Below are 24,755 nucleotides of genomic sequence, written 5' to 3'. Positions count from 1 at the left end.
CCGCCGCCCCGTACGGCCGGGCCCGGCCGTACGGGGCGGCGGGGCGGGTGTCAGTTGGCGGAGACCTTGGTGACCCCGCCCAGGTAGCCGATCACCCGGGCCAGGCCCTTGCCCGTCTTGGCGGGCACCGTGCTCACGTACTGCTGCGTCTCGACCGTGCGCAGCTCCTTGCGCGCGCCCGTCGCCGAGGCCAGCCGTTCGGCGTTCGGCGGCACCCTGATGTCGGCGCACGGCTCGATCTTGGCCGTCACGGTCGTGGTCCTGATCAGTGAGTACATGACCATGGAGCCCCCGTCCGCGGTGCGCAGGGCGTGGACCGGGTAGTTGCTCGCGCCGAAGATCGAGTCGTAACCGAGACAGTCGCTCTTGTACTTCGGCCGCTTGCCCGCGATCTCCTCGGCGTAGTCCGTGGTGTGCGGGCCCTTCTCGATCAGGCCCGCGGCGAAGCCCGCGCTGCCCTCCTCGGCCGAGGTCGCGTGCAGCGGCGCCATGAGACGGGGGCTGATCACCGTGGTCGGGTCGTCGTCGTCGAGCTCGGTCGCGTAGCCCCCGGCGTCCTTGGCGATCTCCGGGATCCGCTCCCCGGGGTCGAGCAGCGAGGTCGAACTGAGATACCACTCGCGCCCGCCGTACTTGGTCAGGACCAGGACGGCCGGGCGCCGCTCGCCCGCGCTGTCCTCGCGGTCGACGACCGCGGCGAACCAGAAGGGGGCCTGCTGGACCCTGGGCACCAGCAGCTCGGGCCTGCCCCAGGTGTAGTGCGGCAGCGGACCCGGCGTGCTGTTGAAGGCGGCCATGGTGAGCGCCTCCTGGGAGTCACGGGTCTGCTCCAGGAGGTTCCTGCGGTCGGCCTCCAGGTGCGGTGTCGCGCTTTCGAGCACCGCCTGGGCACCGAGCACGCTCGACAGCGCCCTGCCCGCCTCGGCCAGCGTGACGGGAGGCTCCCGCAACGCGGCCGGGACCGGGCTCGAGGCGGGACCCGCCGTCTGTGCCCCCTGCGCCCCCTGCTCGCGTACGCCGCCGCCCTGGTCCGCACAGGCCGCGGTCGCGGTCATCAGGGCCAGGGTGAACACGAACAGCCCCCGTCCCCCACGTCCCCGCACGTCCGCCTCCTCACGGTCTCCGGCGCCCCATGCTAGCCAGCGCGCGGGCCCGGCCGTACACAACGGGGTGCGTCGGTCGCGTACCCTTTACAGACGTGGCACTCATCGATCCGGTAGAAGAGATCAACGAGCTCATCGGCACGCTGAAGAACATCCAGGACGTGCTCGACCTCGGCGCGATACGTAAGCAGATCGAGGAGCTCGAAGAGCAGGCCGCGGCGCCCGACCTGTGGAACGACCAGGAGCGGGCCCAGAAGGTCACCAGCAAGCTCTCCTACCTGCAGGGTGAGGTCAACAGGATCGAGGGGCTCGAACGGCGCCTCGACGACCTGTCCGTCCTGTACGAGCTGGCCGCGGCCGAGGAGGACGAGGACACCCGCGAGGAGGCCGACCGCGAGCTGGCCGCCCTCAGGAGCGAGGTCGGCGCCCTTGAGGTGCGCACCCTGCTGTCGGGCGAGTACGACGCCCGTGAGGCGGTCGTCACGATCAACTCCCAGGCCGGCGGCGTCGACGCGGCCGACTGGGCGCAGATGCTCCTGCGGATGTACCTGCGCTGGGCCGAGCGCAAGGGCTACCCGACGGAGGTCTACGAGACCTCCTACGCCGAGGAGGCGGGCATCAAGTCGGCCACCTTCACGGTCAAGGCGCCCTACGCGTACGGCACGCTGCGCGGCGAGCACGGCACCCACCGCCTGGTGCGGATCAGCCCGTTCGACAACCAGGGCCGCCGCCAGACCTCCTTCGCCGGGGTCGACGTAGTGCCGGTGGTCGAGACGACCGACCACATCGACATCAACGAGGACGACCTGCGGGTCGACGTGTACCGCTCCTCGGGCCCCGGTGGCCAGGGCGTCAACACCACCGACTCGGCGGTCCGCCTGACCCACCTGCCGACCGGCATCGTGGTCTCCTGCCAGAACGAGCGTTCGCAGCTGCAGAACAAGGCGACCGCGATGGCGGTCCTGCAGTCCAAGCTGCTGGAGCGCAAGCGGCAGGAGGAGGCGGCGGCGCTCAACGAGATCAGGGGCGAGTCGACCACCTCGTGGGGCACGCAGATCCGCAACTACGTGCTGCACCCGTACCAGATCGTCAAGGACCTGCGGACGGGCACGGAGGCGGGCAACCCGAGCTCGGTGCTCGACGGAGACCTGGACGAGTTCATCGAGGCGGAGATCCGCTGGACCCGCCGCCAGGAGTCCGGCGCCGAATAGGGCCGGACTAGGGTCTGCGACCGCTGTGACGGCCCGGATGGCGGGCCGTCACAGGCCCGCCAGGTGCCGCAGGGCCACGGTGAGGAAGAACAGCACGATCAACAGCAGCGCGACCGTGGCGGGCGTCAGCCCGCCGAAGCCGTGGTGCATCCGGTCGCGGTACGCGCGGCACTGGGCGCAGCGGCCCTCCGCCACAGGGTGGGCGCATCGGGCGCAGACGAGGTCTTCACAGCTCATGAGAGCCTCCGTCTCCTAGGTCAGAACTACTTTATGCGGTCGTTACCGGGCGCCGAATCGTTTTGTTTCCGTTATGGACGTTCCATGCCAGTCTTCCCCCTAGACTGGGCTCCGGCCAACCGGAACGTCGATCGATAGTAAAGAGCGGCGCCCCCCGGCCGGCGAGAGGCGGAAGTGAACCTCTGCCACCACCGCGACTGTCCTAACCCCTAGACTGGCATGCCGTGATGCGCCCGTGATCCATTTTGATAATGTCACCAAGGTCTACGCGAACCAGAAGCGGCCCGCGTTGGACCACGTCAGCGTCGATGTCGACAAGGGCGAGTTCGTGTTCCTCGTCGGCCCCTCGGGGTCCGGGAAGTCGACCTTCCTCCGCCTGGTCCTGAAGGAGGAGCGTCCCGACTCCGGGGCGATCCACGTGGCCGGCAAGGACCTCGCCCGACTGTCCAACTTCAAGATCCCCCACCTGCGCCGCCGTATCGGCTGCGTCTTCCAGGACTTCCGGCTGCTGCCGAACAAGAACGTCTACGAGAACGTGGCGTTCGCCCTGGAGGTCATCGGCAAGCCACGCCGGTTCATCCGCAAGGTCGTGCCCGAGGTCGTCGAGCTGGTCGGCCTTGAGGGCAAGGCCCACCGGATGCCCGACGAGCTGTCCGGTGGCGAGCAGCAGCGGGTCGCCATGGCCCGTGCCTTCGTCAACCGTCCTATGATCCTGCTGGCCGACGAGCCGACGGGAAACATCGACCCGGCGACCAGCATCGGCATCATGAAGGTGCTTGACCGGATCAACAGGACCGGTACCACCGTCGTCATGGCCACGCACGACGCCGCCATCGTCGACTCCATGCGCAAGCGCGTAGTGGAACTGGAGGACGGCAAGATCGTCCGTGACCAGTCGCGTGGCGTGTACGGCCAGGCGTACTGACCCAGGACCTCAAGGAAGCGAAGCGACAGGAAGAGCATGCGGGCAAACTTCATCTTCTCCGAGGTCTGGATCGGCCTCCGCCGCAACCTCACGATGACGATCGCGGTCATCGTGACCGTGGCGATCGGCATGGCGTTGCTGGGCGTCGGCTTGATGATCAACTCCCAGATCTCCACCATGAGGGACTTCTGGGTGGGCAAGGTCGAGATCTCCGTCTTCCTGTGCAAGAAGAACGACGCCTTCCCGCAGTGCAAGGGCAGCGGCGGCGTCAATCCTCAGGAACAGGCCGCTCTCAAGGCGCAGATCGAGTCCATGCCCCAGGTCGAGCGGGTGGAGTTCGAGAACGCGGCCAAGGCCTACGCCAACTTCCGCGAGCAGTACAAGGACAACAACGTACTGCTCTCGGTGCTGCAGGTGTCTGACATGCCCGAGTCGTTCAGGGTGAAGCTCAAGAACCCTGCCGACTACCCGGCCGTCATCGAGCAGGTCAAGGGCGCCGGTGGCGTCTCCTACGTGGTCAACCAGCAGGAGATCCTGGACAAGTTCTTCGGGCTGCTGGAGAGGCTGCGCTGGGCCGCCCTGGTCGTGGCCATCGTCCTGGTCTTCGCGGCCACCCTGCTGATCGGCAACACGGTGCGCCTGTCCGCGTACAACCGCAGACGCGAGACCGGCATCATGCGGCTCGTCGGCGCCTCGAACCTCTACATCCAGCTTCCCTTCGTCATGGAGGGGGTCATCGCGGGCCTGATCGGAGGTGTGGTCGCCGCGGTGATGCTGATCGTCAGCAAGGTGTTCCTCTTCGACGGCGTGCAGATCTACCTGGCCAACACCAGCCCGCTCACGTGGGAGACCGTCGCCTCGACGATCAGCCTCACGATGGTCATCGGCGTGCTCATCTGTGTGCTCGCCTCGTTCGTCACGCTCCGCCGCTACCTGCGGGTGTGAGCGCCCGGGAGCGCGCCCGCCGGGCGCGCTCCCGCCTCGGGACGCGGTTGCCCGTCTCGGTCCCCGGTAGGCTCGGGGGCATGCCACGTGAGACCGGGCGGAAGGTCATCGCCCAGAACAAGCGTGCCTGGCACGACTACCACATCGAGGAAACCTACGAGGCTGGTCTCGTGCTCCAGGGCACCGAGGTCAAGTCACTCCGCCTGGGCAGGGCCTCTCTGCTCGACGGATACGCCCTCCTCAAGGACGGCGAGGCTTGGCTGATCAACGTCCACATCCCCGAGTACACCATGGGGACGTGGACCAACCACGCGGCGCGTCGCACCCGTAAGCTTCTGCTCCACCGCAAGGAGATCGACAAGCTGGTCGCGAAGACCAAGGAGAGCGGTCTGACGCTGATACCGCTCGCGATCTACTTCAAGGACGGCAAGGCCAAGATCGAGATCGGCCTGGCCAAGGGTAAGAAGGACTGGGACAAGCGGCAGACCCTCGCGGAGAACCAGGCCAAGCGTGAGATGGCTCGCGCTCTCAGGCACAGGAACAGGTAATTGTGACGGGGAAGGCTCGGCGGACCGTCGCCGCGGCACTGACGCTGGCGGTGACGGTCCCCATGCTGTCGGCCTGCTTCGAGGAGCCTTCGGCCCACGAGGCGGTGCGTGACTTCCTGGTCGGCTGGCAGACGGGCGACTACGTCGCGGCGGCCAGGCGTACCGACGGGGACGAGCGGACGGTCAGCAAGGCCCTGGAGAACGCCAAGGTCCAGCTCGACGCCGCGTCCTTCCGTTTCAAGGTCAAGGGCATGCGCCGTGCGGGGGACGAGACGGAGGCCGACTTCGACGCGGAGGTCGACCTGGGGGAGAACAACCCCCTGTGGCAGTACACCGGAAAGCTCCCTCTGCACCTGGTGGACGGCCGCTGGAAGGTGCGCTGGTCGCCCAGCGTCCTCCATCCCGACCTGCACGAGGGGCAGCGCTTCGCGGTCGACGTCATCCCCGAGGGGCGCAAGCCGATCCTCGACCGCAACGGCGACCCGCTCCAGCAGGAGGCCACGCTGTACGTGGCGAACGTCGTCCCGGCGTCGCTGAAGGACCCGGTCGCGGTCTGCGAGCAGCTGTCGAAGATCACCGGATTCCCCCAGGACCGGCTGCTGAGCCGCATCAGGTCGGCCAGACCCAACGTCCAGGTGCCGCTGGTGACCTTCGGACGCGCCAAGTACGCCCAGCTCAGCGACAAACTGGCGGCCATTCCCGGCATCGTCGTCTCGCCGCAGAAGCAGCCGGTCGCCCCCGACTCGCCGGCCCAGATCGTCGGCACCGTCACCGCGGTGACCCCGGAGACCGAACAGCAGCTCGGCGGTCCGCAGCGGGCGGGCGACACCGTCGGCAGGACCGGGCTGCAGAAGGCCTACCAGGAGCACCTGACCGGTTCGACGGAGACGCGGGTCATCACGGTCGACCTGAAGACGAACCAGCAGGTGGCCGAGCTGCGCAAGTGGCGGCCCAGCCGGTCGACCTCGCCGGTGCGCACCACGCTCGACGGCCCGGCCCAGAAGGCGGCCGACGCCGCGCTCTTCGGCGGCACCCCCGGCATGCTGGTGGCGGTCCAGGCCTCGACCGGTGAGATCCGCGCGGTCGGCAGCACCAAGGAGTACAACCAGGAGAAGGACGCCCTGGCGGGCAAGTTCCCCGCGGGCACCACGTTCTCGATCATGACGGTCGAGGGGCTGCTCAAGGCGGGGATCAGCACCAAGCAGCGGCTCGCCTGCCCCGTGGAGCGCAGTGTCGGCGGCGCCCGTTTCCACCAGGCGGACCCGCCGGGCGGTACGGCGCCGAGCATCCAGGGTGACTTCGCCAGCGGGTGCGTGACCGCGCTGACCGCGCTGGCCCGCAGGATCGACGGCGCCGAGCTGACGGCCAGCGCCGCCAGGTTCGGCATCGAGTCGCCGTGGACACTGCCGCTGAAGTCCTTCAGCGGCTCGGTCGGCCCCCTGCGCACGGACGCGGCCACCGCCAGGGCCATCGCCGGGCAGAACGTGCTGGTCAGCCCGCTGTCCATGGCCCTGGTCGCCGGGGCGGTCGCCTCGGGCACCTGGCGTCCGCCGGTCCTGGTCACCGACCCGCACAGCCCGGACCCCGCGGCGGAGGCGGAGCCGCCGAAACCGCCGAGTCCGATCAAGATCGACGACAAGGCCATCGCCACGCTCCGCACCCTCATGCGGTCGGGAGTGGTCGCGGGCTCCGCCAGGTCCGCCGCGGCGCCGGGTGACCCGGTCCACGGTGTCACGGCCGCCGCCACGCAGAGCCGCAAGCCGCTGGCCTGGTTCGTCGGCTGGCAGGGCGACATCGCGGTGGCCGTGCTGATGGAGAGCGCCGACTCGACCGCGGGGGCGACCGTCGCGGGCCGTTTCTTCCAGAAGTTGCGCACCGAGCCGTGACGGTCTGAGATTTTCTCCTCTCCCTGAGCAACCATCGGGTGCCCGGTCTGCGTCTTCCCAGATGACCGGGCACCGCTTGGGGGGTTGCGGACCCGGTCACCTCGATGGGACCGGGGCCTCGTCTCGGGGGAGACCTCGGTCCCGTCATGACCGGCCGGCCCGCCGGTCGCCGGGAAACGAGCCGTTCACCGGGAATCGAGTTGGCGTTACCGGTGTTGTACCGGGTATCTTCGGATCCTCGGTCCCAGACCGGGTTGACAATTCAACAGGGGGGTGACTGGTTTCGACTTTGGCTTTGCAAGCCAGGAGAAGCGGGTCGAGGACTGCGGACATAACCTCGTTAACACTGTGACCGCAACCAACAAGTGCCAATAAGACGCACTCCGAAGTCAGCCAGGCTCGCCTGGCGCTCGCCGCCTAAGCAGCGAGTGACTTCTGCCGGCCCGGGAGCGCCTCCGGCCCGGATCCGGCATCGCTAGGAGGCTCAACCGATCGACCCGGCCACGGGGAAGATCGGGAAACCAAACAGTGGCTGAGCCCGTCGGCGTCTTGCCTGTGTGATCGCCGGGGCTGAGAAAAGCAAAGCAGGCTGCACCCGGAGAAGCCCTGTCTTGGAGTTGAAGGACGCGGGTTCGATTCCCGCCACCTCCACCCCCGTTCCGTGCCCCGCGCACGGAGCAGATCGTCTGAGGGCGGTCGCACGGACCCGAGTCCGCGCGGCCGCCCTCGGCGTTTTTCCCGCGGCGGCGACTCGAACGGGCCTTCCCCTCCTGGGGGATGATCGAACTGGTTTACTGTTCGCCATGACGACCCTTCGTGAGAGAGCAGAGCTGTTCCACTCGTTGCACCGGGGCGGCGCGCCGCTGGTGCTCGCCAACGTCTGGGACGTCGCCGGCGCGCGTCTTGTGGAGGAGGCCGGGGTCAGGGCGGTCGCGACGACCAGCGCCGGGGTCGCCTGGAGTCTCGGCGCCCCCGACGGTGACCGGCTCGACCGTGACCGCGCGATCGACCTGATCGCCAGGATCGCCGCCGCCGTCGACCTGCCCGTCACCGCCGACATCGAGAGCGGCTTCGCGGACACCCCGGAGGGGGTCGCCGAGACGGTCGGGCGGGTGATCGCGGCCGGTGCCGTCGGCGTCAACATCGAGGACTCCCTGCACGGCGGGGACACGCCGCTGCGTCCCGTCGAGGAGCAGTGCGAGCGGCTCGCCGCCGCCAGGCGGGCGGCCGAGGAGGCGGGGATCCCCCTCTACGTCAACGCGCGGACCGACGTCTACCTGCGTCAGGTCGGCGAGACGCCGAAGGAGCGGTTCGCGGCGGCGGTCGAGCGCGCCGAGGCCTATCTCGCGGCCGGGGCCAGCGGCGTCTTCGTGCCCGGAGTCGTCGATCCGGAGACCGTCGCCGCACTCGCCGGGGCCGTGGCGGCTCCGTTGAACATCCTGGTGGGGTCCGGGGCCCCCACGGTCGCCGAGCTGGCCGCGCTCGGTGTCGCCCGGGTCAGCCTGGGTTCCTCGATCGTTGAAGCCGCCTACGCCGTGGTCTGGAAGGCCACCCGGGAGGTTCTCTCCTCGGGCACCTACACGCCCCTTGAGGGCGCCCTGGAGTACGGCAGGCTCAACGCGATCCTGGGCGGCTGAGGGACCCGGTCAGTCACTCGGCAGCTGGCCCAGCGTGACGGTGACCGTCGCCCTTGACGCGTCGGCGCGCAGGAGCTGAACCTGGGCGCGGTCGCCGGGGTTGAGGCCCGCCATGGCCTCGGCCAGGGCCTGGGTGTCCAGAGTGGGGGCGCCGTTGATCGACAGGATCACGTCGCCACGCCTGATGCCCGCCTTCGCGCCGCTGCCGCCGGGGGCGACCCGTACGACGCCGACACCCGCGGGCCTGCCGTCGGAGCCGATCACCGTCTGCACGGTGATCCCGAGGGCCGCCCGGTGGGTGTTGGTGACCTTGCCGTGCCTGATGATCTGGTTGGCGATGTCGGTCGCGGTGTTCGAGGGGATCGCGAACCCGATGCCGGGGGCCTGACCGCCGCCGAGCTCCGGGTTGACGGCCGTCAGGGTCGGGATGCCGATGACCTCGTTGGAGAGGTTCACCAGGGCGCCGCCGCTGTTGCCGGGGTTGATCGCGGCCGAGGTCTGGACGGCTCCGGTGATCGTCGCCCCGGGGCCGCCCTCCTCCTGCGGTTCGCTGACCGTACGGCCGAGCGCCGAGATGATGCCGTTGGTGACGCTGCCGGACAGGCCCAGGGGGTTGCCCATGGCGAGGACGAGCTGCCCGACCCGGAGCTTGCTCGAATCGCCGAACCTGGCGGGCTTCAGCCCCGTCGGGTCGTCAACCTTGATCACGGCCAGGTCGCCGAGCCCGTACGCCTTGACGAGCCGTGCGGCGCGGGGTTTGCCGCCGCTGGCCAGTGTCACCTCGAAGGTTGTGGAACGTCCGATGACGTGGGCGTTGGTGATGATGTGTCCTTGGGTGTCGTAGATGACACCGGAGCCGAGGCCGCTCTTCGTGGTGATCTGCACAATGGACGGCAGCACCGTGGCGATGACCTGCTCGTACTTGGACTCCAGGGCCTCGGGCCCGACAGGGGAGCCGCCCGGCGGCGGGCCGATGGGGGCACCGGGGGAGGCGCCGTCCGCCGAGGCCCGTGGTGGCGTGGCGACCGTCGTGCCCGGTTGTGAGGGCTCGGGGCCCGCGGCCGGTGGTCTCGCGCTCTGGCCGCATCCCGCGAGCGTCATGACGACGGCGACGGACAGCACGGCCCGTGAACTCCATCCCTGCATGCGGGAGTATCTTCCCAGCTCAGCGCGGAAGATGCTCTTGACGGGGAGCGGCGGGCCGGTCCCCTTCCCCGGTGTCTCGTGGCCGAAGCGTGATGGTACGCGTTTCGCCCATCAGGTGAGGTGGCATAGCCTGGCGCTCATGGCGGATGTTGGCGGCGACTCCTCCGGGCGCCCTCGCGACGGATACATCCCGTCCTACGACGCGCCCACGGCGCCCATCCCCGCCATCCGCGCCGAGGACGGCACGCTGATCAATCCTCGGGTGCCGCGCCGGTTCCCCATCGGCGACGGCGAGGAGACCGTGCTGGTCCCCAGACCCGAGCTGCCTCCTGAGCCGTCCTCTGAGCCGTCCCCGGCGCCGTCTCCGGTGCCGGAGAGCGAGGCGGCCGAGGAGCAGGAGTCCGTCTGGCTCTTCCCCATGGCGGGCTTCCCCGGGCTCGAAACGGATGAGAGGGAGCACGCCCCCGAGGAGCCGGAGACGGCAGAACCGGCCTCCGGCGGCCTGTCCGGGGTCTGGGCCTGGGAGGCCGCGGCCAGGAACACGGCCGCGGACTCTCCCTCGAAGCCCGTCTGGACGCCCGCTCCGGCCGAGGAGCCCGCGGTCAGGCCGGCCCCGTCCCTCGTGCCCGGCCCGCCTCCGGCGCTCTTCGCGCCCCCGGCGAAGCGGCGCAAGGAGGGCCTGCTGACCCGGATCGGGGACATCCCCGTCCGGTTCGTCTACAGCGTCGGCGCCGCGCTCGTCACGGCCCTGGCGGTCTTCCTGGTCTTCGTGCTGTTCTCCGGCGACAGGCCCGACAGGATCGACCAGTCGGGCAGCGGGGCCGGATCGGGGGCCGCCGTCGCCTCGCCCTCGTCGTCACCGTCCGCGGTCACCCTGCCCGACCTGCCCCCGACGACGAAGCTGCGGGCGCTGTCCGGCACGCCGAGTCCGGTGCTCGGCGCGGTCACCGACAGCAGGGCGGCGATCACCTACGCCAAGCTGGGCAAGCCGTGGCAGGTGTCCGACATCCCCTCCTTCTCCGCGGGCCAGCAGGTCGGTACGGCGCGGCAGCCGGGCACGATGGTCGTCTCAGGCCTGCTCCCCGGCGCCTCTCCCCAGGCCGACCTGAAGACCGACGCCGAGTTCCGCAAGGCGGCGGCGGGCGCGGTGAAGTGGACGATCGCCAACCACTATCCGGCGGGTGCCAAGGTGGCCTGGACGGCGTCGCAGAAACCGGCCACGGGCAAGGGATGGACGCTCGGCTACCGGGTGACCTACACGGTGAAGGGCAAGCGGCACACCTCGCAGGCGGCGCTCACGCTGCTGGACATCGGCCGCCGCAAACCGGCCATCCTCTTCGTCACCGTTCCGGACACCCGCAAGGAGCTCTGGGCTGATATCGCGCCATTGGTGGCAAGCGCCCGGGCGCTCTGACGGAAACACATTCTAGAATCTGCTTCTGTCACTGAACCCTGTCTGGAGGCTCTGTCATGGCGATCGGGTTGGGGGAGGAGCACCGGGAGCTTCGCGAGTCGGTGATCGGCTGGGCGGCACGGAACATCCCGCCCGAGGTTCTGCGGGCCGCCGTACAGGCCCCGCAGGAGATCCGTCCTGCGTTCTGGACGAGCCTCGCCGCCCAGGGACTCCTCGGCCTCCATCTTCCCGAGGAGTACGGCGGCAGCGGATACGGCCTGCTGGAGACGGCCGTGGCCGTCGAGGCGCTGGGGGAGCGGGTCGCCCCCGGCCCCCTCCTGCCGACCGTCCTGGCGAGCGCGGTGATCCTGGCCTCGGACGGCAAGGCGCGTGCCGAACTGCTCCCCGGGCTCGCCGACGGCACGCTGACCGGTGCGGTCGCGCTGACCCATCCTCCGGCCGGTTCCCTGACGGGAACCCGTGGCGAGGACGGCACACTGACCGTCGGCGGGGTCGTCGAACCGGTCCTGGGCGGCACCCTCGCCGACGTCCTGGTGCTCCCCGTCGTCACGCGGCGGGAGCGGGTGTGGGTCGTGGTGGACGCCTCAACGGTGACCGTGACACCGATCCAGGCGCTGGACCTCACCCGGGGCGTGGCCAGGATCGAGGCCGAGGCGGTCGAGGTGCCGCCGGGGCGGGTCCTCGACGGCCTGCGCTCGGAGCGTGTCCACGACCTGGCGGCGATCCTGCTCGGGGCCGAGGCCGCGGGCGTGGCCGCCTGGTGTGTGCGCGCAGCCTCCGAGTACGCCAGGGGACGCGTGCAGTTCGGCCGTCCCATCGGGCAGTTCCAGGGGGTCAAGCACAAGGCGGCCCGGATGCTCGTCGCGCTCGAACAGGCCCGTGCGACCGTGTGGGACGCCGTCCGGGCCGCGCGGACCGCCGAGGAGGACGGCGTCACACGGACGACCGGAGGAGACGACGCCGCGCGGGCGGCCGGGGAGGACGCGACCGTACGGACCCCCGGAGAGGACGGTGCCGCGCGGACGGCCGAGGACGGCGCGGCGCGGGCGGCAGGGGGGGACGCCCGGGAGGCGGCCTACGCCGCCGCGGTCGCCGGGGTGGTCGCGCCGGACGCCGCCGTCGGGTGCGCCAGGGACGCGATCCAGATCTTCGGCGGCATCGGCTACACCTACGAGCACGACGTCCACCTCTACTACCGCCGCGCGCTGAGCCTGCGCGCGCTGCTCGGTCCCTCCGCCGGATGGGCCGACAAGGTCGCCGGGCTGGCACTGGACGGTGTGCGCCCGGAGATGGAGATCGACCTGCCCGAGGAGGCCGCCGGGCTCCGTGAACGCGTCCGCGCCGAGGTCGCCGAGGTAGCCAGGCTCGAAGGCCGGCAGCAGCGGCGGGCGCTGGCCGAGGCCGGTTACGTCATGCCGCACCTGCCCAGGCCGTGGGGGCGTGAGGCCACCCCCCTCGAACAGGTGCTCATCCTCCAGGAACTGAGGGCCGCCCGGGTCAGGCCACCCCAGATGATCATCGGCGCGTGGGTCGTGCCGTCGATCGTCGCCTACGGCACCGCCGAGCAGCAGGAACGCTTCCTGCCCCGCACCCTCAGCGGGGAGATGGTCTGGTGCCAGCTGTTCTCGGAGCCGGGCGCGGGCTCCGACCTGGCCTCCCTCCAGACGAGGGCGGAACGGGTGGAGGGAGGCTGGCGGCTCAACGGCCAGAAGGTCTGGACCTCGATCGCGCACATCGCAGAATGGGCCATCTGCCTCGCCCGCACCTCCTCGACCGGCTCCAAGCACGAGGGCATCACCTACTTCCTGGTGGACATGAAGTCCCCGGGCGTCACGGTCAGGCCGCTGACCGAGATGACCGGGGAGAGCATGTTCAACCAGGTCTTCCTCGACGACGTGTTCGTCCCCGACGAGCTGGTCGTCGGTCAGGTCGGCGACGGCTGGCGGGTCGCCCGCAACACCCTGTCCAACGAGCGGGTCCTGCTTTCCTCGGGGACGGGCGGCACCGGTTCCTCGATCCGCGACCTGCTCGGGTTCGTGGGCAGGCTCGGCCGCGAGCTGACCGCCGTCGAACGCCAGGACCTGGCCGGGGTGCTCTGCGAGGGCCACTCCATCGACGCGCTCGGCCTGCGGGTGACGCTGCGGCAGCTGAGCGGCGCGGAGCCCGGCGGCGACGCCTCGGTCCGCAAGCTGCTGTCCACCTCACACGCCCAGCACGTCGCCGAGTGCGCGGTCGGTCTGCTGGGCGCCGCAGCGGTGACCGCCGCCGACCGTACGCTCGGCGACGCGGGCCACTGGAACCGCGCCATCCTGGCCACCCGGGCCATGACGATCTACGGTGGTACCACCGAGGTTCAGCTGAACATCATCGGTGAACGGCTGCTCGGCCTGCCCCGCGACCCGGAACCCGGCAGGTGATTCGCGCCGCCACTGTACGGTTTCGGCCTGGATGACTTTTCCCATCGTCAATGACCTTGTGGACGACGCCACAGGAAGGCAAGAATCAGATCACCATGCCCAAGGTGACAATTCCCCCCACGCCTCCTTCGGGCCCCGTCCCAGTCGTGAAGCGATGAGCGGTTCCAGCCGTGAGGCGATGAGCGAGGAGACGGTGCTCGGACCGTCGCAGGCCGAGCCTGAGCCACCCGTGGACGTCGAGCCCGCGCGGAGGTTCTCGCCGGTCGCCCTCCTGCGCGCCTGTCGGCCTCGCCAGTGGCTCAAGAACGGCCTGATCTTCGCGGCCCCGGCCGCGGCGGGCGTGCTGTTCACCGTGCAGGGGATGCTGGACGCGCTGATCGCCTTCGCCGCCTTCTGTGTCGCGGCCAGCGGGGCCTACCTGCTCAACGACGCCTCCGACGTCGAGGCGGACCGCCGCCACCCGCGCAAACGCCACCGCCCGATCGCCGCGGGCCTGGTCCCGATACGGCTCGCCTGGGCGGTCGGGATCGCGTTCGTGCTGCTGGCCCCCGCGATCGCCGCGCTGTCCGGCGGCTGGCGGCTGCCGCTCGTCGTGGCGGGCTACCTGTCGCTGACCTTCTCCTACACCTACTACCTCAAGCACCAGGAGGTGGTCGACCTCGTCGCGGTCGCGGGATGCCACGTCATCCGGGCCTTCGCCGGGGCGATCGCCGTGCAGGTGCCGGTGACGAGCTGGTTCCTGGTGGTCATCTCGCTCGGCTCGCTGCAGCTCGTCGCGGGCAAGCGCGAGACCGAGCTGCGCGCCGCGATGGGCAACGAGACCGGCAACGCGACCCGGGCCATCCTGGCCGCCTACACACCCGGCTATCTGGCCGGGGTCAGGATGATGGCCTCGGGAGCCATGATCGTGACCTACTGCCTGTGGGCGCTGAACGAGCACTCGGGGCCCTTCTACCCGATCAGCATCGTCCCCTTCGTGCTGATCGTCCTGCGGCACAACCTGCTGGTCGACCGGGGTGTCGGCGAGGAGCCCGAGGAACTCGCCCTGCGTGACCGGCCCACCCAGCTCTTCGTCGCCCTTCTCCTCCTTCCGCTCTTGATCGGGATCTACCTCACATGACCCTGCTGACCGGCTGGGGCCGTACCGCGCCGACCGTCGCGCGAGTGGCCAGGCCTCGTTCGCCGCAGGAGGTCGCCGACCTCGTACGGCGGGCCTCGGACCGGGGCGTCGCCCCCAGAGGGCTCGGCCGGGCCTACGGCGACGCCGCGCAGAACGCCGGAGGACTCGTCCTCGACTGCACCTCGCTGACCTCGTGGTCCCTCGACGAGTCCACCGGGCTGGTCACCGCGGGCGCCGGGCTCAGCCTGCACGACCTGATGACGGCCCTGGTGCCCAAGGGGTGGTTCGTCCCCGTCACACCGGGCACCAGGCACGTCACGGTCGGCGGGGCCGTCGCGGCGGACGTGCACGGCAAGAACCACCACGTGGACTCCTCCTTCGGCGCCCACGTGCGCTCCCTGACGCTGGTCACCGCGGACGGCGGCAGCCGTACGGTGACGCCGGCCGACGAGCTGTTCTGGGCGACGGTCGGCGGGATGGGGCTCACCGGGGTGATCGTCGAGGCGGTCTTCCAGTGTGTGCCGATCGAGACCTCGCGGGTCCGGGTGGACGTCGAACGCACCCGCGACCTGGACCACACCCTTGAGACGATGACCGCGACCGACGACCGCTACCGCTACACGGTCGCCTGGATCGACCTGCTCGCCTCGGGGGCCAGGATGGGCCGCAGCGTGCTCACCCGGGGCGACCACGCGAGCCGCGCCGAGCTGCCCAGGGGGACGGAGCCGCTGGCCTTCGCGCCGAGGACGCGGCTGAAGGCACCGCCGTGGGCGCCGAACGGCATGCTCAACCCGCTGACCGTGCGGGCCTTCAACGAGGCCTGGTACCGGAAGTCGCGTCCGGCGACGGGGCTGATCCAGGAGATCGGGCCGTTCTTCCACCCGCTGGACTTCGTCGAGGGCTGGAACCGGGTCTACGGGTCGAACGGTTTCGTCCAGTACCAGTTCGTGGTGCCCTTCGGTGAGGAGACGACGCTGCGGCGGATCGTCTCCAGGCTCTCGGCCGAGGGCGTGGTGTCCTTCCTGACCGTGCTCAAGCGGTTCGGCCCCGGCACGCCGGGGATGCTGTCGTTCCCCATGCCCGGATGGACCCTCGCCCTGGACATCCCGGCGGGCCGCGCGGGCCTCGCCCGGCTGCTGCGGGAGTTCGACGGGTGGGTCATGGAGGCGGGCGGCCGGCTCTACCTGGCCAAGGACTCCCGCATGTCGGCGCGGTCCCTGACCGCGATGTACCCCAGGCTCGACGAGTGGCGCAAGATCCGCGAGGAGGCCGACCCCGCCGGGGTCTTCCGCTCCGACCTGGCCAGGAGACTCGGGCTGTGAAGACGACAGGTTGTGGGAGGCTCGTCCGATGAAGAACGCCCTGGGCTCGGTGGACACCGTGCTGCTGCTCGGCGGGCGCAGTGAGATCGGCCTGGAGATCGTCCAACGGCTGGTCCGCGACGGCGCCCGCAAGGTCGTGCTGGCCTCACGGGACCCCGGTGAGACGCCTCCGGTGATCGGCACCGCCGAGGTGCACCTGCTTGAGTTCGACGCCTCGGCGCCGGAGACGCACGGGGAGGTGATCGAGGCCGCGGTGAAGCTGGTGGGCGACCTCGACGTGATCATCCCCGCCTTCGGGGTGCTGGGCAGCCAGGAGGTCTACGACGCCGACCCGGTGGCCGCCGCGCGGGCGGTCGCCGTCAACTACGGCGGGCACGTCTCCGCGGGGCTCTTCGCGGCCCGGCGGCTGCGCGAACAGGGCCACGGCACGCTGGTCGTCCTGTCGTCGGTCGCGGGAATCCGGGTGCGCAGGGCCAACTTCGTGTACGGCTCGGCCAAGGCGGGCCTGGACGGCTTCGCCCAGGGGCTGGGTGACGCGCTGCACGGCTCGGGTGCCCGGGTGATGGTCGTACGGCCGGGCTTCGTGGTCGGCAGGATGACCAAGGGCATGTCCCCGGCGCCGCTGTCCTCGACTCCGGGCCAGGTCGCCGACGCGGTGGTCGCCGGGCTGCGCTCCGGCGCCGAGGTGGTGTGGGTGCCCGGCGCGCTGCGCGCGATGTTCGCGGTGATGCGGATTCTGCCCCGCGCCGTGTGGCGGAGGATGCCCCGTTAGTCCTCCTTCAGGAGGGCGCGCATGCCGTCGAGGATGACCCGCAGGCCGTGCTCGAAGCTCGTGTCGCCGTCGCCGTCGAAGAGGTGGTCGAGGGCCCGCAGGGTGAGGGGGAAGCGCTCGGCATCGAGGGAGGCGGCCAGTCGTCCCTCCTGGTAGGGGTTGTCCGCCTCGCCGTACGCCTCGCCGGTGCGGGCCTGCTCCTCGATGGTGAAGCCGATCGTGTAGTGCAGGAGCGTGGGGAGGGAGCGGGCGGCCACGTCGAGGGGGAAGCCCGCGTCCCCCAGGGTCCGCAGGGCCAGCTCGGTGGTCCGGAAGATGACCGGGTCGGTGACATGGGTGCCCGCCATCATCCGCGCTCCGTCGCGGTAGCACAGCATCGTACGGCGTAGCAGCCGGAACCTGTCGGCGAGCCACTCGTCCCAGGATGTGCCGCGTCCGGGCAGCTCAAGCCCCAAGGCACTCTCGGCGAACACGATCCCGGTCATGACGTCGAGCAGTTCCTGCTTGTTCTTGACGTGCCAGTAGAGGGCGGGGGCCTGCACGCCGAGCTCCTTGGCCACCAGACGCATGGTGAGCCCGTCGAGGCCGACCTCGTTGAGGAGCCGCAGTGAGGTCCGTGCGATCTCCTCGGCAGTGATCTTCATCCCGTTTCTCCGTCCTGTGCTCTTGACAGTTTAACATCGTTCAATTAATCCTTAACGCAGTTAAATTTAACGGCGTTAAGGGGGGCGATCATGGAGAAGACGGACGTGGTGGTCGTGGGCGGCGGGCCGACCGGGCTGATGCTCGCGTGCGAGCTGAGGCTGGCGGGCGTCGAGGTCGTCGTGCTCGACCGGCTCGCCGAGCGCGGCCGGGAGTCACGGGCGGGAGGCATCCACGCGCGCACCATGGAGGTCCTCGACCAGCGGGGCCTTCTCGGCGGTTTCCTCGACGTCGGGCGGCGGCTGCAGGCGGGGCACTTCTCGGCGCTGCCACTGGACTTCAGCGGCCTCGCGACCAGGTATCCCTTCCTGCTCATGGTCCTGCAGACGACCATCGAACGGCTGCTTGAGGAGCGCGCCGCCCGGCTCGGCGTGCGGGTGCGCTGGTCGTCCGGGGTGACGAACCTGCGCCAGGACGAGACCGGCGTCGAGGTCGGGACCGAGGGCGGCGGCAGGCTGCGCGCGTCCTACCTGGTCGGCTGCGACGGCGGGCGCAGCACGGTCCGCAAACTCGCCGGGATCGGCTTCCCCGGAACCCCGGCGACGATGACCGCGCTGCTCGGCGACGTGTCGCTCGCCGACCCGCCCGAGGAGGCGATCTTCCAGGAGCGCAGGGAGCACGGCTCCTTCTCGGTGCTGTCCTTCAACCAGGACTGGTACCGGGTGATGACCAACGAGTACGACCACGTGGCCGACCGGGACGCCCCGGTGACCTTCGAGACGCTGCGGGAGACGCTGGTCAGGATCGCCGGGACCGACTACGGCATGTATGAGCCCCGCTGGGTCTCCCGCTACAGTGACGCCGCCCGGCAGGCCGAGCGCTACCGCGAGGGCCGGGTGCTGCTCGCCGGGGACGCGGCGCACATCCACTTCCCCGCGGGCGGCCAGGGGCTGAACACGGGCGTGCAGGACGCGTTCAACCTCGGCTGGAAGCTCGCCCTGGTGGTCAACGGCACCGCGCCGGAGGAACTGCTGGACAGCTACCACGCCGAACGGCACCCGGTCGCCGAGGAGGTGCTGCGCAACACGCGGGCGCAGACCGTGCTGGGGCACCCGGGAGAGCAGATGACCGCGCTGCGCGAGACGTTCGGCCGCCTCATCGAGGTGGACGAGGTGAACCGGCTGCTCAGCGGCGTGATCACCGCGCTGGACGTCCGGTACCCGCTGGGCGGGGACCACCCGCTGCTCGGCCGCCGGGTCCCCGACCTCGACCTGCTGACCCCGGACGGCCCGGTCAGGCTGTACGGCCTGCTGTACGCGGCCAGGCCGGTGCTGCTCGACCTCGGGCCGGCCGGGGAAGCCTGGGAGGCCGGGGAGGCCGGGGAGGCCGGGGAGGCCGGGGAGGCCGGGGAGGCCGGGGAGGCCGGGGAGGCCGGGGAGGCCGGGGAGGCCGGGGAGGCCCTCAAGGGGTGGGACGATCGGGTCGACCTGGTCGAGGCGAGCTGCGCGGACCGGGTGTGGACCGTGCCGGGCGCCGGTGAGGTGCCCGCGCCCCGGGCGCTGCTCGTGCGTCCGGACGGCCATGTCGCCTGGGTCGCCGGGGACTCCTCCGAAGGTGGCGAGACCGCTCTGCGTGCCGCCCTCGCCACCTGGTTCGGCCCGGCCCGCTGAGGCCGCCCTTTGAGCAGCCCGCTGAGCCGCCCGCCGGGGGCGGGGCCGCTTGGCCCGCGGGTCAGCGGGTACCAGCACCACATGCCTGATCTCCTGCCGGAGGAGATCCTCGGGGAGGCCGTCAACCTGCTCGTCCGCCTCGTCGAGGCGGCGGGCGCGATCGTCATCTTCGCCGGGGCGGTCACGGCCTTCGCGCGGTTCCTGCTGGCCGCCGTACGCGGGGACGGCGACGGGTTCGTCACCGTCCGGCTGTTCCTGGGCAGATTCCTCGCGCTGGGGCTGGAGTTCCAGCTGGCCGGTGACGTGCTGCGGACGGCCGTCTCGCCGAGCTTCGCCCAGATCGGGCAACTGGCGGCGATCGCGACGATCAGGACCGCGCTGAACTTCTTCCTGAGCCGGGAGATCGAGCGGGAGAGGAGCATGATCGGCGATGGCTGACCTCCTCGGGACAGCCGCCGTCCTGATCGTCGTCATGGGACTGGCCGCCTCGTTCGCCGTGCTGGCGCGTGGCGGCGGACCCGGGGGCGCGATGGCGGTGCTGCTCGACTTCCTCGTCGCGGCGGGACTGCTGCGCCTGTCGCGGGCCCAGACGTGGACGGCGATCGCCCTGGCGGCGTTCACGGTGGTGGTCCGCAAGGTCGTCGTGGCGGGCTTCCTGACCCGGCCGCGAACGCCTCGGCCGCGAACGCCCGCCGAGACCCGTTGAGGGACCCGCGCTCAGGCCCTGGCGGCCTGGGCGCTCTCGCCGGTGAACGCCGCGACGGCTCCCAGGCCGAGATAGACGACGCCGCTGGTGACGTTCAGGCGGCGCCGGGCACGGGCCGAGCCGCGCAGGCGCCCGGCGAGCGCGGAGGAGAGCAGGGCGAAGGCCCCGTCGCTCGTGAGGCCCAGCACGATCCAGATCAGGCCGAGCACCACGATCTGCGGCGCGATCGGGCCCCGGGCGGGGTCGGTGAAGTGCGGGAGGAAGGCCAGGAAGAAGATCGCGGTCTTCGGGTTCAGCACGTTGACCACGAAGCCCTCCCAGAACAGCCGCGACCTGGAGGCGGTCCCGAGCTCGGCGGGGGCGTCGCCCTCGGTACGGGCCGCCATCAGCTTGCGGACGCCGAGCCAGACCAGGTAGGCCGCGCCCAGGTACTTCACCACGGTGAACGCGGTCGCGGAGGCGGCCAGCAGCGCGCTGATGCCCAGGGCGGCGGCGGCCACGTGGACCACGGAGCCCAGGTGGATGCCCATCACCGACAACATGCCCGCGGTACGGCCCTGGGCGACGCTGCGGGTCACGATGTACAGGACCGCGGGGCCCGGTACGAGCAGCAGGGCGAGGGTCGCCACGGCGAAGAGAGCGAGCGTCGTCAGGTCTGGCATATCCGGATCGTAGAGGGGTGACCTGGCCGTTCGCCTCAGGTTTTTCCACCGTACGGCCCCGGCTCAGGGGACGTCGGTCGCGCGGGCCGCGACGGTCAGGGCGGCCAGCAGGGCGGCCGTCGCCGGGGGAGGGGGCGGCTCGCCGTACGTGGCGGCGTGGATGCGCCGGGTCGAGCCGGGCACCTCGACCGCGTTGACCCCCGGGTTGCGGTGCGCACGCAGGGCCAGACCCGGCAGGAGCGTCACCCCCATCCCGGCGGCCACGAGGGCCTGGGCGGCGACGACGTCGTCGGTGGTGAAGGAGATGTCCGGAGCGAAGCCCGCACGCGCGCACAACCGCAACAGGGGGCCGCGGCACCGGTCGCAACCTCCGATCCACGGGGAGTCCCGGTGCGCGGACAGGTCGCCGGGCACGCCCGAGGTGACCAGGTAGCCGGGGTCGTCCATCAGGTGGGTCAGCCGGACACCCTCGGCCTCGGGGCCGGTGTCGGCGTGGTGGAAGACGACCGCCACGTCCACGTAGCCGGCGCGGAGCATCCGCAGCGCCTCGTGCGGTTCGGTCTCGGTCAGGCGCAGTTCGAGCCCCGGGTGCTCCCTGGCGAGCAGCGAGACCGCCCCGGGCACGAACGTGCCGAGAGCCGAGGGGAAGGCGGCCAGCCTGACCCGGCCCGCGCGCAGGCCGACGTGCGCGGAGAGTTCGGCGGCGGCGGAGTCGATGCGGCCGACGATCTCGGCGGCCCGTTCGGCCAGCAGGCGCCCCGCCTCGGTGAGCCGGATGCCCCGGCCCGCCCGCTGGATCAGTTTGGCCCCGGTCTCGGCTTCGAGCCGGGCGAGATGGTGGCTGACGGAGGGCTGGGAGTAGTGCAGTTCCCTGGCGGCGGCGGTCACCGAGCCGTGCCGTGCGACGGCGGCCAGGACGCGAAGCCGTACGACGTCGAGCATGTATCAAAGTTATCGATGAATCAGCGGAAAGATAGGCACTGGACGTTATGCATTGGTACGGCCATGCCGTGTCCACGACGTCTACGATCCGCCGGTCCGCCGGTCCCCCGGCCCCTCCTCGCGGCCGAGGCCGAGACCACGCCTGATGTCCTCAAGGCGGGCGGCGCCCTCGACGTCGAGGGTGGCGCGCTCGACCTCCAGCATCCTGGCCTCGACGGAACCCGTGGTCAGCTCGGCCTCGCCGAGGGCACGGGCGTAACGTTTGTCGATCTTCTCCCTGACCTCCCCGAGGGTCGGGGTCTCCCCGGCGGGGCCGAGCCCGGACAGCTCGCCCATGGCCCTGTTGAGCTGCTCCTGCATCTCGGCCTGGTCGAGCTGCGACAGCAGGCGCATCCGTTCGGCGAGCGTGCGCTGCAGGGCGGCGGCGTTGGTGTCGACGGCCGCACGTGCCTGGTCGGAGGCCTGCCGCGCGCGTTCGTACATGAGCCGGGTGTCCCGCAGAGAGTCCTCCGCGGCGACGAGCCGGGAGGCGAAGGCGCGGGCCGACTCCTCGTAGGAGCGGGCCTTGACCTCGTCCCCCGCGGCCCTGGACCCCTCGGCCAGCAGGATCGCCTGGCGGGCGTTCTCCTGGAGCCGGTCCGTCTCCTCCGTCGCGCGGGTGAGCCGCAGTTCGAGCTCGTGCTCGTTGCCGATGACCGAGGCCGCCCGCTGGGTCAGCACCCGGTGCCGTTCCCTGGCCTCCTGCACGGCCTGCTCGATCTGGACCCGGGGGTCGGACAGCTCGGAGAGCCTGCCGGACAGGGCGAAGACGAGATAGCGCCAGGCCCGGCGGACGAGTGCGAACATGGGGACTCCTTACCGATTACCGCTCCGGAGGGGGCTGCCGGTCCAGCGCGTCGCGAGTGATCTGTTCGGTTTCACGCAGGCCCATGCGGACCCCTTCGAGCCCGGCGGCCAGTTCGTCGAGCACCCGCGCCGGGTCCAGGACCCCGGTGGCCGACGTCGCCGCCAGCTCGACCACCCGCGCCAGGAGCCCCTCGACGCTGATCGTGCTCGACTCCATCCGGGCGAGCGCCCGGTCCCTGGTCTCCGCGAGCCGGTCGACCACCTCAAGCTGGGCGGCCAGCGAGGCGAGCGCGCGGTCGATGTCCTCGACGACCTCCTTCCTGGCCTGCTCCCTGGCGCCGGTCAGCCGAAGGCGCTCCCGCATGAGCTGGTCGAGGTCGAACCTGTCCAGCGCGGCGCAGGCCAGCGACGCCTGCTGGGCCAGCCGCCGCAGGGCGGCCATCGCGTCGTCCACCTGGGGGCGCATCAGCGCGACCCGCCCGGCCAGCGGGCCGTCCCCCATCGAGGCGCCCAGCTCGCCGAAGCTCCGCGTCGCCGCTTCGGCCCGCCGCAGCCACCGCTCCTCCTGGCTGCCCGAGGTGACGGTCGCCGTACGGCCGCCGCCCCGGCCCTGAAGGACGGCGCTTCCCACCTTGGTCAGCCAGACGGCGGCCCCGACGAACACGGCGGCCGCCGGGGGCACGTTCACGGCCCAGGCGGCGCCCGCCGCGGTCGCGCCGAGCAGCAGCCCCCACGGGTCGCGTAGTTCCTCACCGAGCCGGGACATCAGAAGTTGGACACCACCGCGGTGAACACCTGGTCGATGCTCCCCGGCTCCCTGGAGTCGTAGGCGGCGGCGTTCGTCATCTGGGAGATCTGGCTGAGCACGCCGAGGTCGGCGTCCTGGCCGTAGGCGATCGTGAACATCCGCACCGACTCCCTGGACGGCTCGGTGCGCAGCCCGGCCAGCAGTTTGTCCAGGGAGAGACTGTTGTTGTCCTCGTTCCTGCCGTCGGTGAGGAAGACCACCGCGTTGATCGCGTCACCGCTGTGCCGCCCGCGCACGTGCTGGTAGGCGGCCAGCGCCGTGTCGTACAGGCCGGTCCCGCCGTCCGGGGTCAGCCCGTCGAGCCTGGCCCGCAGCCGCTTGCGCTGGGCGTCGTCGACGGTCGCCATCGGGGCCAGCTCCAGATAGTCCTTGGCGCCGTCCCGCGCGGTCGAGAACATCCACAGGCCGACCTGGTCGTGCGGCCCGAACTGGGGCAGCGCGTTGACGGCCGCCTGCTTGGCGAGTTCGAGCTTGCTCTTGCCGGTGCCGTTCACCTGGGCGCCCATCGAGCCGGAGACGTCGATCACCATGAGCACGTTGGCGGGCTTGCGCAGCTCGGCCCAGCTGGACAGCACCTTGTCGAGCACGTTGGGGGCGGGTGGGCTGAGCGTGTTCCCCGGTTCGGCGGGCAGCAGCCCGTTCGCCTGGGTGATGAGCCCGCCGGGCTTGCCGTCGTGCGACCTGAAGGCGTGGTCGGTGAACTGCTTCTGCTGCGGCGCAGCCTGGAGGTAGGCCAGGAAGTCGGCGGCCACGGCGCGCTTGGCGTCGTCCACCCACGGCGCGGTCAGCACCGCGTACGGGTTGTCCGAGTAGAGGGTGCCCTCCTTGGGGTAGATCGCGACCAGCGGAACCTTGGGCTTGCCGTGCTCGCCGAGCGTCGTGGGGTCGCCGGTCGGGTTGCCCTCGTTGTAGTCCCAGACGGACTTCTCCTCGACGGCCACGGCGGAGATGTAGCTCAGACCGGTCCCGGCGTCGTCGGCCCGCTGCAGGTTCGACAGGAACGTCAGCGTTGTGTCGCCGTAGTGCACGATCGAGTGCTCGACCCCCCGCACGAACTCCCGTGCGGCGGGGTCGGCCACGTTGCGCTCAGACAGGTCGCCCGACAGGCCGGTGGCCGCGAAGTAGGTGCCGATGGTGGCGTTCAGGCCACTGGTCGAGAAGTTGGGGTTGGTCTTGCCCAGCCGGAAGGCGCCCCACTCGGGGTGGCCGTACTTGGCCCACGAGCTCTTCGACAGTTCGAGCAGGTCGGACCAGCCGAGCTTCTTGCCCGGCCAGCCGAGCGCCTCGGCCATCGGCTTGGGCATCGCGACGACCAGCGGCGTCTTGGCGATCGACGGATTGTCGTCGGCGACGGGAGAGGCGGTGTCCGCCGCGGCGGCGCGCTGCCTGAGCAGGGCGATCCAGCTGCTGCTCGCCGGGGACCAGACGTCGGGGCGCGGGCCGTCGCGCCCCTCGTCCCAGCCTCTGGCGAGCGCCTGGATCAGGCCGCCGCTCGACCTGGTCACGGCGATCTCGGCGCACCGGCCGCCGACCTTCCTGCCGCTGTAGCCCGCCGCCATCTTCCGCAGCAACTCGGCCTTCTCAAGGGAGGCGGCCACGGTCAGCCGCACCCCCTCACCGTCGCAGGCCGCCGCGGTCGCGGTGCCCTTCCCGGGTTCGCCGCCTCCGCCGCCCTCGTCGTCCCGGCCTCCGATGAACAGCCGTAGGCCGACGATCAGACTGCCGGCGACGAGGATCGCGATGACGAACGGGGCGACGTTCCTGCGTCGTCGCTGCGGCTGCTGCACCCGGCCTCC

At 71.0% G+C, this 24,755-nt stretch carries 23 protein-coding genes and 1 other RNA gene; 15 read left to right on the top strand and 9 right to left on the bottom strand.

Annotated elements, in window-relative coordinates; all coding sequences use genetic code 11:
* Positions 1 to 50: 50 nt before the first annotated feature.
* Positions 51 to 1,103 carry a hypothetical protein gene (locus tag ACFYY8_RS01800; RefSeq protein WP_390036122.1) on the bottom strand — a complete coding sequence of 351 codons (1,053 nt, stop codon included), beginning with the start codon at positions 1,101 to 1,103 and terminating at the stop codon, positions 51 to 53.
* A gap of 95 nt (positions 1,104 to 1,198) precedes the next feature.
* Here ACFYY8_RS01800 and prfB point away from each other — a divergent pair, with 95 nt between their 5' ends.
* Entirely contained in the window at positions 1,199 to 2,314 is a 1,116-nt protein-coding gene (prfB, locus tag ACFYY8_RS01795; protein ID WP_390036120.1) for a peptide chain release factor 2, read from the top strand.
* Between the two features lie 48 nt (positions 2,315 to 2,362).
* Here prfB and ACFYY8_RS01790 read toward each other — a convergent pair whose 3' ends face one another.
* Positions 2,363 to 2,551 (bottom strand): hypothetical protein, encoded by a 189-nt coding sequence (locus ACFYY8_RS01790; RefSeq protein WP_352009814.1) that lies wholly within the window; start codon positions 2,549 to 2,551, stop codon positions 2,363 to 2,365.
* A 235-nt stretch (positions 2,552 to 2,786) separates the two neighbouring features.
* Between ACFYY8_RS01790 and ftsE the strand changes: the two genes are divergently transcribed.
* From ftsE to ACFYY8_RS01760, 6 genes are all read left to right on the top strand, one after another.
* Positions 2,787 to 3,476, top strand: coding sequence for a cell division ATP-binding protein FtsE (gene ftsE, locus ACFYY8_RS01785; protein ID WP_184713049.1), 690 nt, complete (start codon positions 2,787 to 2,789; stop codon positions 3,474 to 3,476).
* Positions 3,477 to 3,512: 36 nt separating this feature from the next.
* Positions 3,513 to 4,421, top strand: a complete 909-nt coding sequence (gene ftsX / locus ACFYY8_RS01780) for a permease-like cell division protein FtsX (RefSeq protein ID WP_390036117.1) — start codon at positions 3,513 to 3,515, stop codon at positions 4,419 to 4,421.
* 80 nt (positions 4,422 to 4,501) lie between these two features.
* Positions 4,502 to 4,969 (top strand): SsrA-binding protein SmpB, encoded by a 468-nt coding sequence (gene smpB, locus ACFYY8_RS01775; RefSeq protein ID WP_390036115.1) that lies wholly within the window; start codon positions 4,502 to 4,504, stop codon positions 4,967 to 4,969.
* A gap of 2 nt (positions 4,970 to 4,971) precedes the next feature.
* A complete protein-coding gene (locus tag ACFYY8_RS01770; RefSeq protein ID WP_390036113.1) occupies positions 4,972 to 6,855 on the top strand; it encodes a penicillin-binding transpeptidase domain-containing protein in 1,884 nt (627 codons plus the stop codon).
* A gap of 269 nt (positions 6,856 to 7,124) precedes the next feature.
* Positions 7,125 to 7,509: a transfer-messenger RNA gene (gene ssrA, locus ACFYY8_RS01765) on the top strand.
* A gap of 149 nt (positions 7,510 to 7,658) precedes the next feature.
* Positions 7,659 to 8,492, top strand: coding sequence for an isocitrate lyase/phosphoenolpyruvate mutase family protein (locus ACFYY8_RS01760; protein WP_390036112.1), 834 nt, complete (start codon positions 7,659 to 7,661; stop codon positions 8,490 to 8,492).
* A 9-nt stretch (positions 8,493 to 8,501) separates the two neighbouring features.
* On the opposite strand, the gene ACFYY8_RS01755 is transcribed toward ACFYY8_RS01760, so the two are convergent.
* The gene (locus ACFYY8_RS01755; RefSeq protein WP_390036110.1) at positions 8,502 to 9,638 is read right to left on the bottom strand and encodes a S1C family serine protease; all 1,137 of its coding nucleotides are present in this window, start codon (positions 9,636 to 9,638) and stop codon (positions 8,502 to 8,504) included.
* Between the two features lie 139 nt (positions 9,639 to 9,777).
* Here ACFYY8_RS01755 and ACFYY8_RS01750 point away from each other — a divergent pair, with 139 nt between their 5' ends.
* From ACFYY8_RS01750 to ACFYY8_RS01730, 5 genes are all read left to right on the top strand, one after another.
* A complete protein-coding gene (locus ACFYY8_RS01750) occupies positions 9,778 to 11,052 on the top strand; it encodes a hypothetical protein (protein WP_390036108.1) in 1,275 nt (424 codons plus the stop codon).
* A 56-nt stretch (positions 11,053 to 11,108) separates the two neighbouring features.
* Positions 11,109 to 13,469: an acyl-CoA dehydrogenase gene (locus ACFYY8_RS01745; RefSeq protein ID WP_390036106.1), complete on the top strand. Its 2,361-nt coding sequence runs from the start codon at positions 11,109 to 11,111 to the stop codon at positions 13,467 to 13,469.
* 154 nt (positions 13,470 to 13,623) lie between these two features.
* Positions 13,624 to 14,589: a decaprenyl-phosphate phosphoribosyltransferase gene (locus ACFYY8_RS01740; protein WP_390036104.1), complete on the top strand. Its 966-nt coding sequence runs from the start codon at positions 13,624 to 13,626 to the stop codon at positions 14,587 to 14,589.
* Complete coding sequence (locus ACFYY8_RS01735) at positions 14,586 to 15,911, top strand: FAD-binding protein (protein WP_390036102.1); 1,326 nt, start codon at positions 14,586 to 14,588, stop codon at positions 15,909 to 15,911. Before ACFYY8_RS01740 ends, ACFYY8_RS01735 begins: the two co-directional genes overlap by 4 nt.
* 28 nt (positions 15,912 to 15,939) lie before the next feature.
* On the top strand, positions 15,940 to 16,683 hold the full coding sequence (locus ACFYY8_RS01730) for an SDR family NAD(P)-dependent oxidoreductase (RefSeq protein WP_390036100.1): 744 nt from the start codon (positions 15,940 to 15,942) through the stop codon (positions 16,681 to 16,683).
* Here the strand turns inward: ACFYY8_RS01730 and ACFYY8_RS01725 are convergent.
* On the bottom strand, positions 16,680 to 17,327 hold the full coding sequence (locus tag ACFYY8_RS01725) for a TetR/AcrR family transcriptional regulator C-terminal domain-containing protein (protein ID WP_390036098.1): 648 nt from the start codon (positions 17,325 to 17,327) through the stop codon (positions 16,680 to 16,682). The two genes, ACFYY8_RS01730 and ACFYY8_RS01725, sit on opposite strands and share 4 nt — an antisense overlap.
* 90 nt (positions 17,328 to 17,417) lie before the next feature.
* On the opposite strand from ACFYY8_RS01725, the gene ACFYY8_RS01720 reads away from it, so the two are divergent.
* From ACFYY8_RS01720 to ACFYY8_RS01710, 3 genes are all read left to right on the top strand, one after another.
* On the top strand, positions 17,418 to 18,995 hold the full coding sequence (locus tag ACFYY8_RS01720; protein WP_390036096.1) for an FAD-dependent monooxygenase: 1,578 nt from the start codon (positions 17,418 to 17,420) through the stop codon (positions 18,993 to 18,995).
* Positions 18,996 to 19,076: 81 nt separating this feature from the next.
* Positions 19,077 to 19,433 (top strand): DUF1622 domain-containing protein, encoded by a 357-nt coding sequence (locus tag ACFYY8_RS01715; protein WP_390036094.1) that lies wholly within the window; start codon positions 19,077 to 19,079, stop codon positions 19,431 to 19,433.
* Positions 19,426 to 19,701 (top strand): hypothetical protein, encoded by a 276-nt coding sequence (locus ACFYY8_RS01710; RefSeq protein WP_390036092.1) that lies wholly within the window; start codon positions 19,426 to 19,428, stop codon positions 19,699 to 19,701. Before ACFYY8_RS01715 ends, ACFYY8_RS01710 begins: the two co-directional genes overlap by 8 nt.
* 11 nt (positions 19,702 to 19,712) lie before the next feature.
* On the opposite strand, the gene ACFYY8_RS01705 is transcribed toward ACFYY8_RS01710, so the two are convergent.
* The 5 genes from ACFYY8_RS01705 to ACFYY8_RS01685 form a co-directional block, all read right to left on the bottom strand.
* On the bottom strand, positions 19,713 to 20,363 hold the full coding sequence (locus ACFYY8_RS01705) for a LysE family translocator (protein ID WP_390036090.1): 651 nt from the start codon (positions 20,361 to 20,363) through the stop codon (positions 19,713 to 19,715).
* Positions 20,364 to 20,426: 63 nt separating this feature from the next.
* The gene (locus ACFYY8_RS01700) at positions 20,427 to 21,305 is read right to left on the bottom strand and encodes a LysR family transcriptional regulator (protein WP_390036088.1); all 879 of its coding nucleotides are present in this window, start codon (positions 21,303 to 21,305) and stop codon (positions 20,427 to 20,429) included.
* An 81-nt stretch (positions 21,306 to 21,386) separates the two neighbouring features.
* Positions 21,387 to 22,151, bottom strand: coding sequence for a PspA/IM30 family protein (locus ACFYY8_RS01695; RefSeq protein ID WP_390036086.1), 765 nt, complete (start codon positions 22,149 to 22,151; stop codon positions 21,387 to 21,389).
* A 16-nt stretch (positions 22,152 to 22,167) separates the two neighbouring features.
* Positions 22,168 to 22,917, bottom strand: a complete 750-nt coding sequence (locus ACFYY8_RS01690) for a hypothetical protein (RefSeq protein WP_390036084.1) — start codon at positions 22,915 to 22,917, stop codon at positions 22,168 to 22,170.
* Positions 22,917 to 24,746: an extracellular solute-binding protein gene (locus ACFYY8_RS01685; protein ID WP_390036082.1), complete on the bottom strand. Its 1,830-nt coding sequence runs from the start codon at positions 24,744 to 24,746 to the stop codon at positions 22,917 to 22,919. Before ACFYY8_RS01685 ends, ACFYY8_RS01690 begins: the two co-directional genes overlap by 1 nt.
* Positions 24,747 to 24,755: the final 9 nt, after the last annotated feature.

The sequence above is a fragment of the Streptosporangium sp. NPDC001559 genome, assembly GCF_042893955.1.
Taxonomy (GTDB): domain Bacteria; phylum Actinomycetota; class Actinomycetes; order Streptosporangiales; family Streptosporangiaceae; genus Streptosporangium.
The sequence above is the reverse complement of the archived record's forward strand: the minus strand, read 5'-3'. Positions and strand labels throughout refer to the sequence as shown.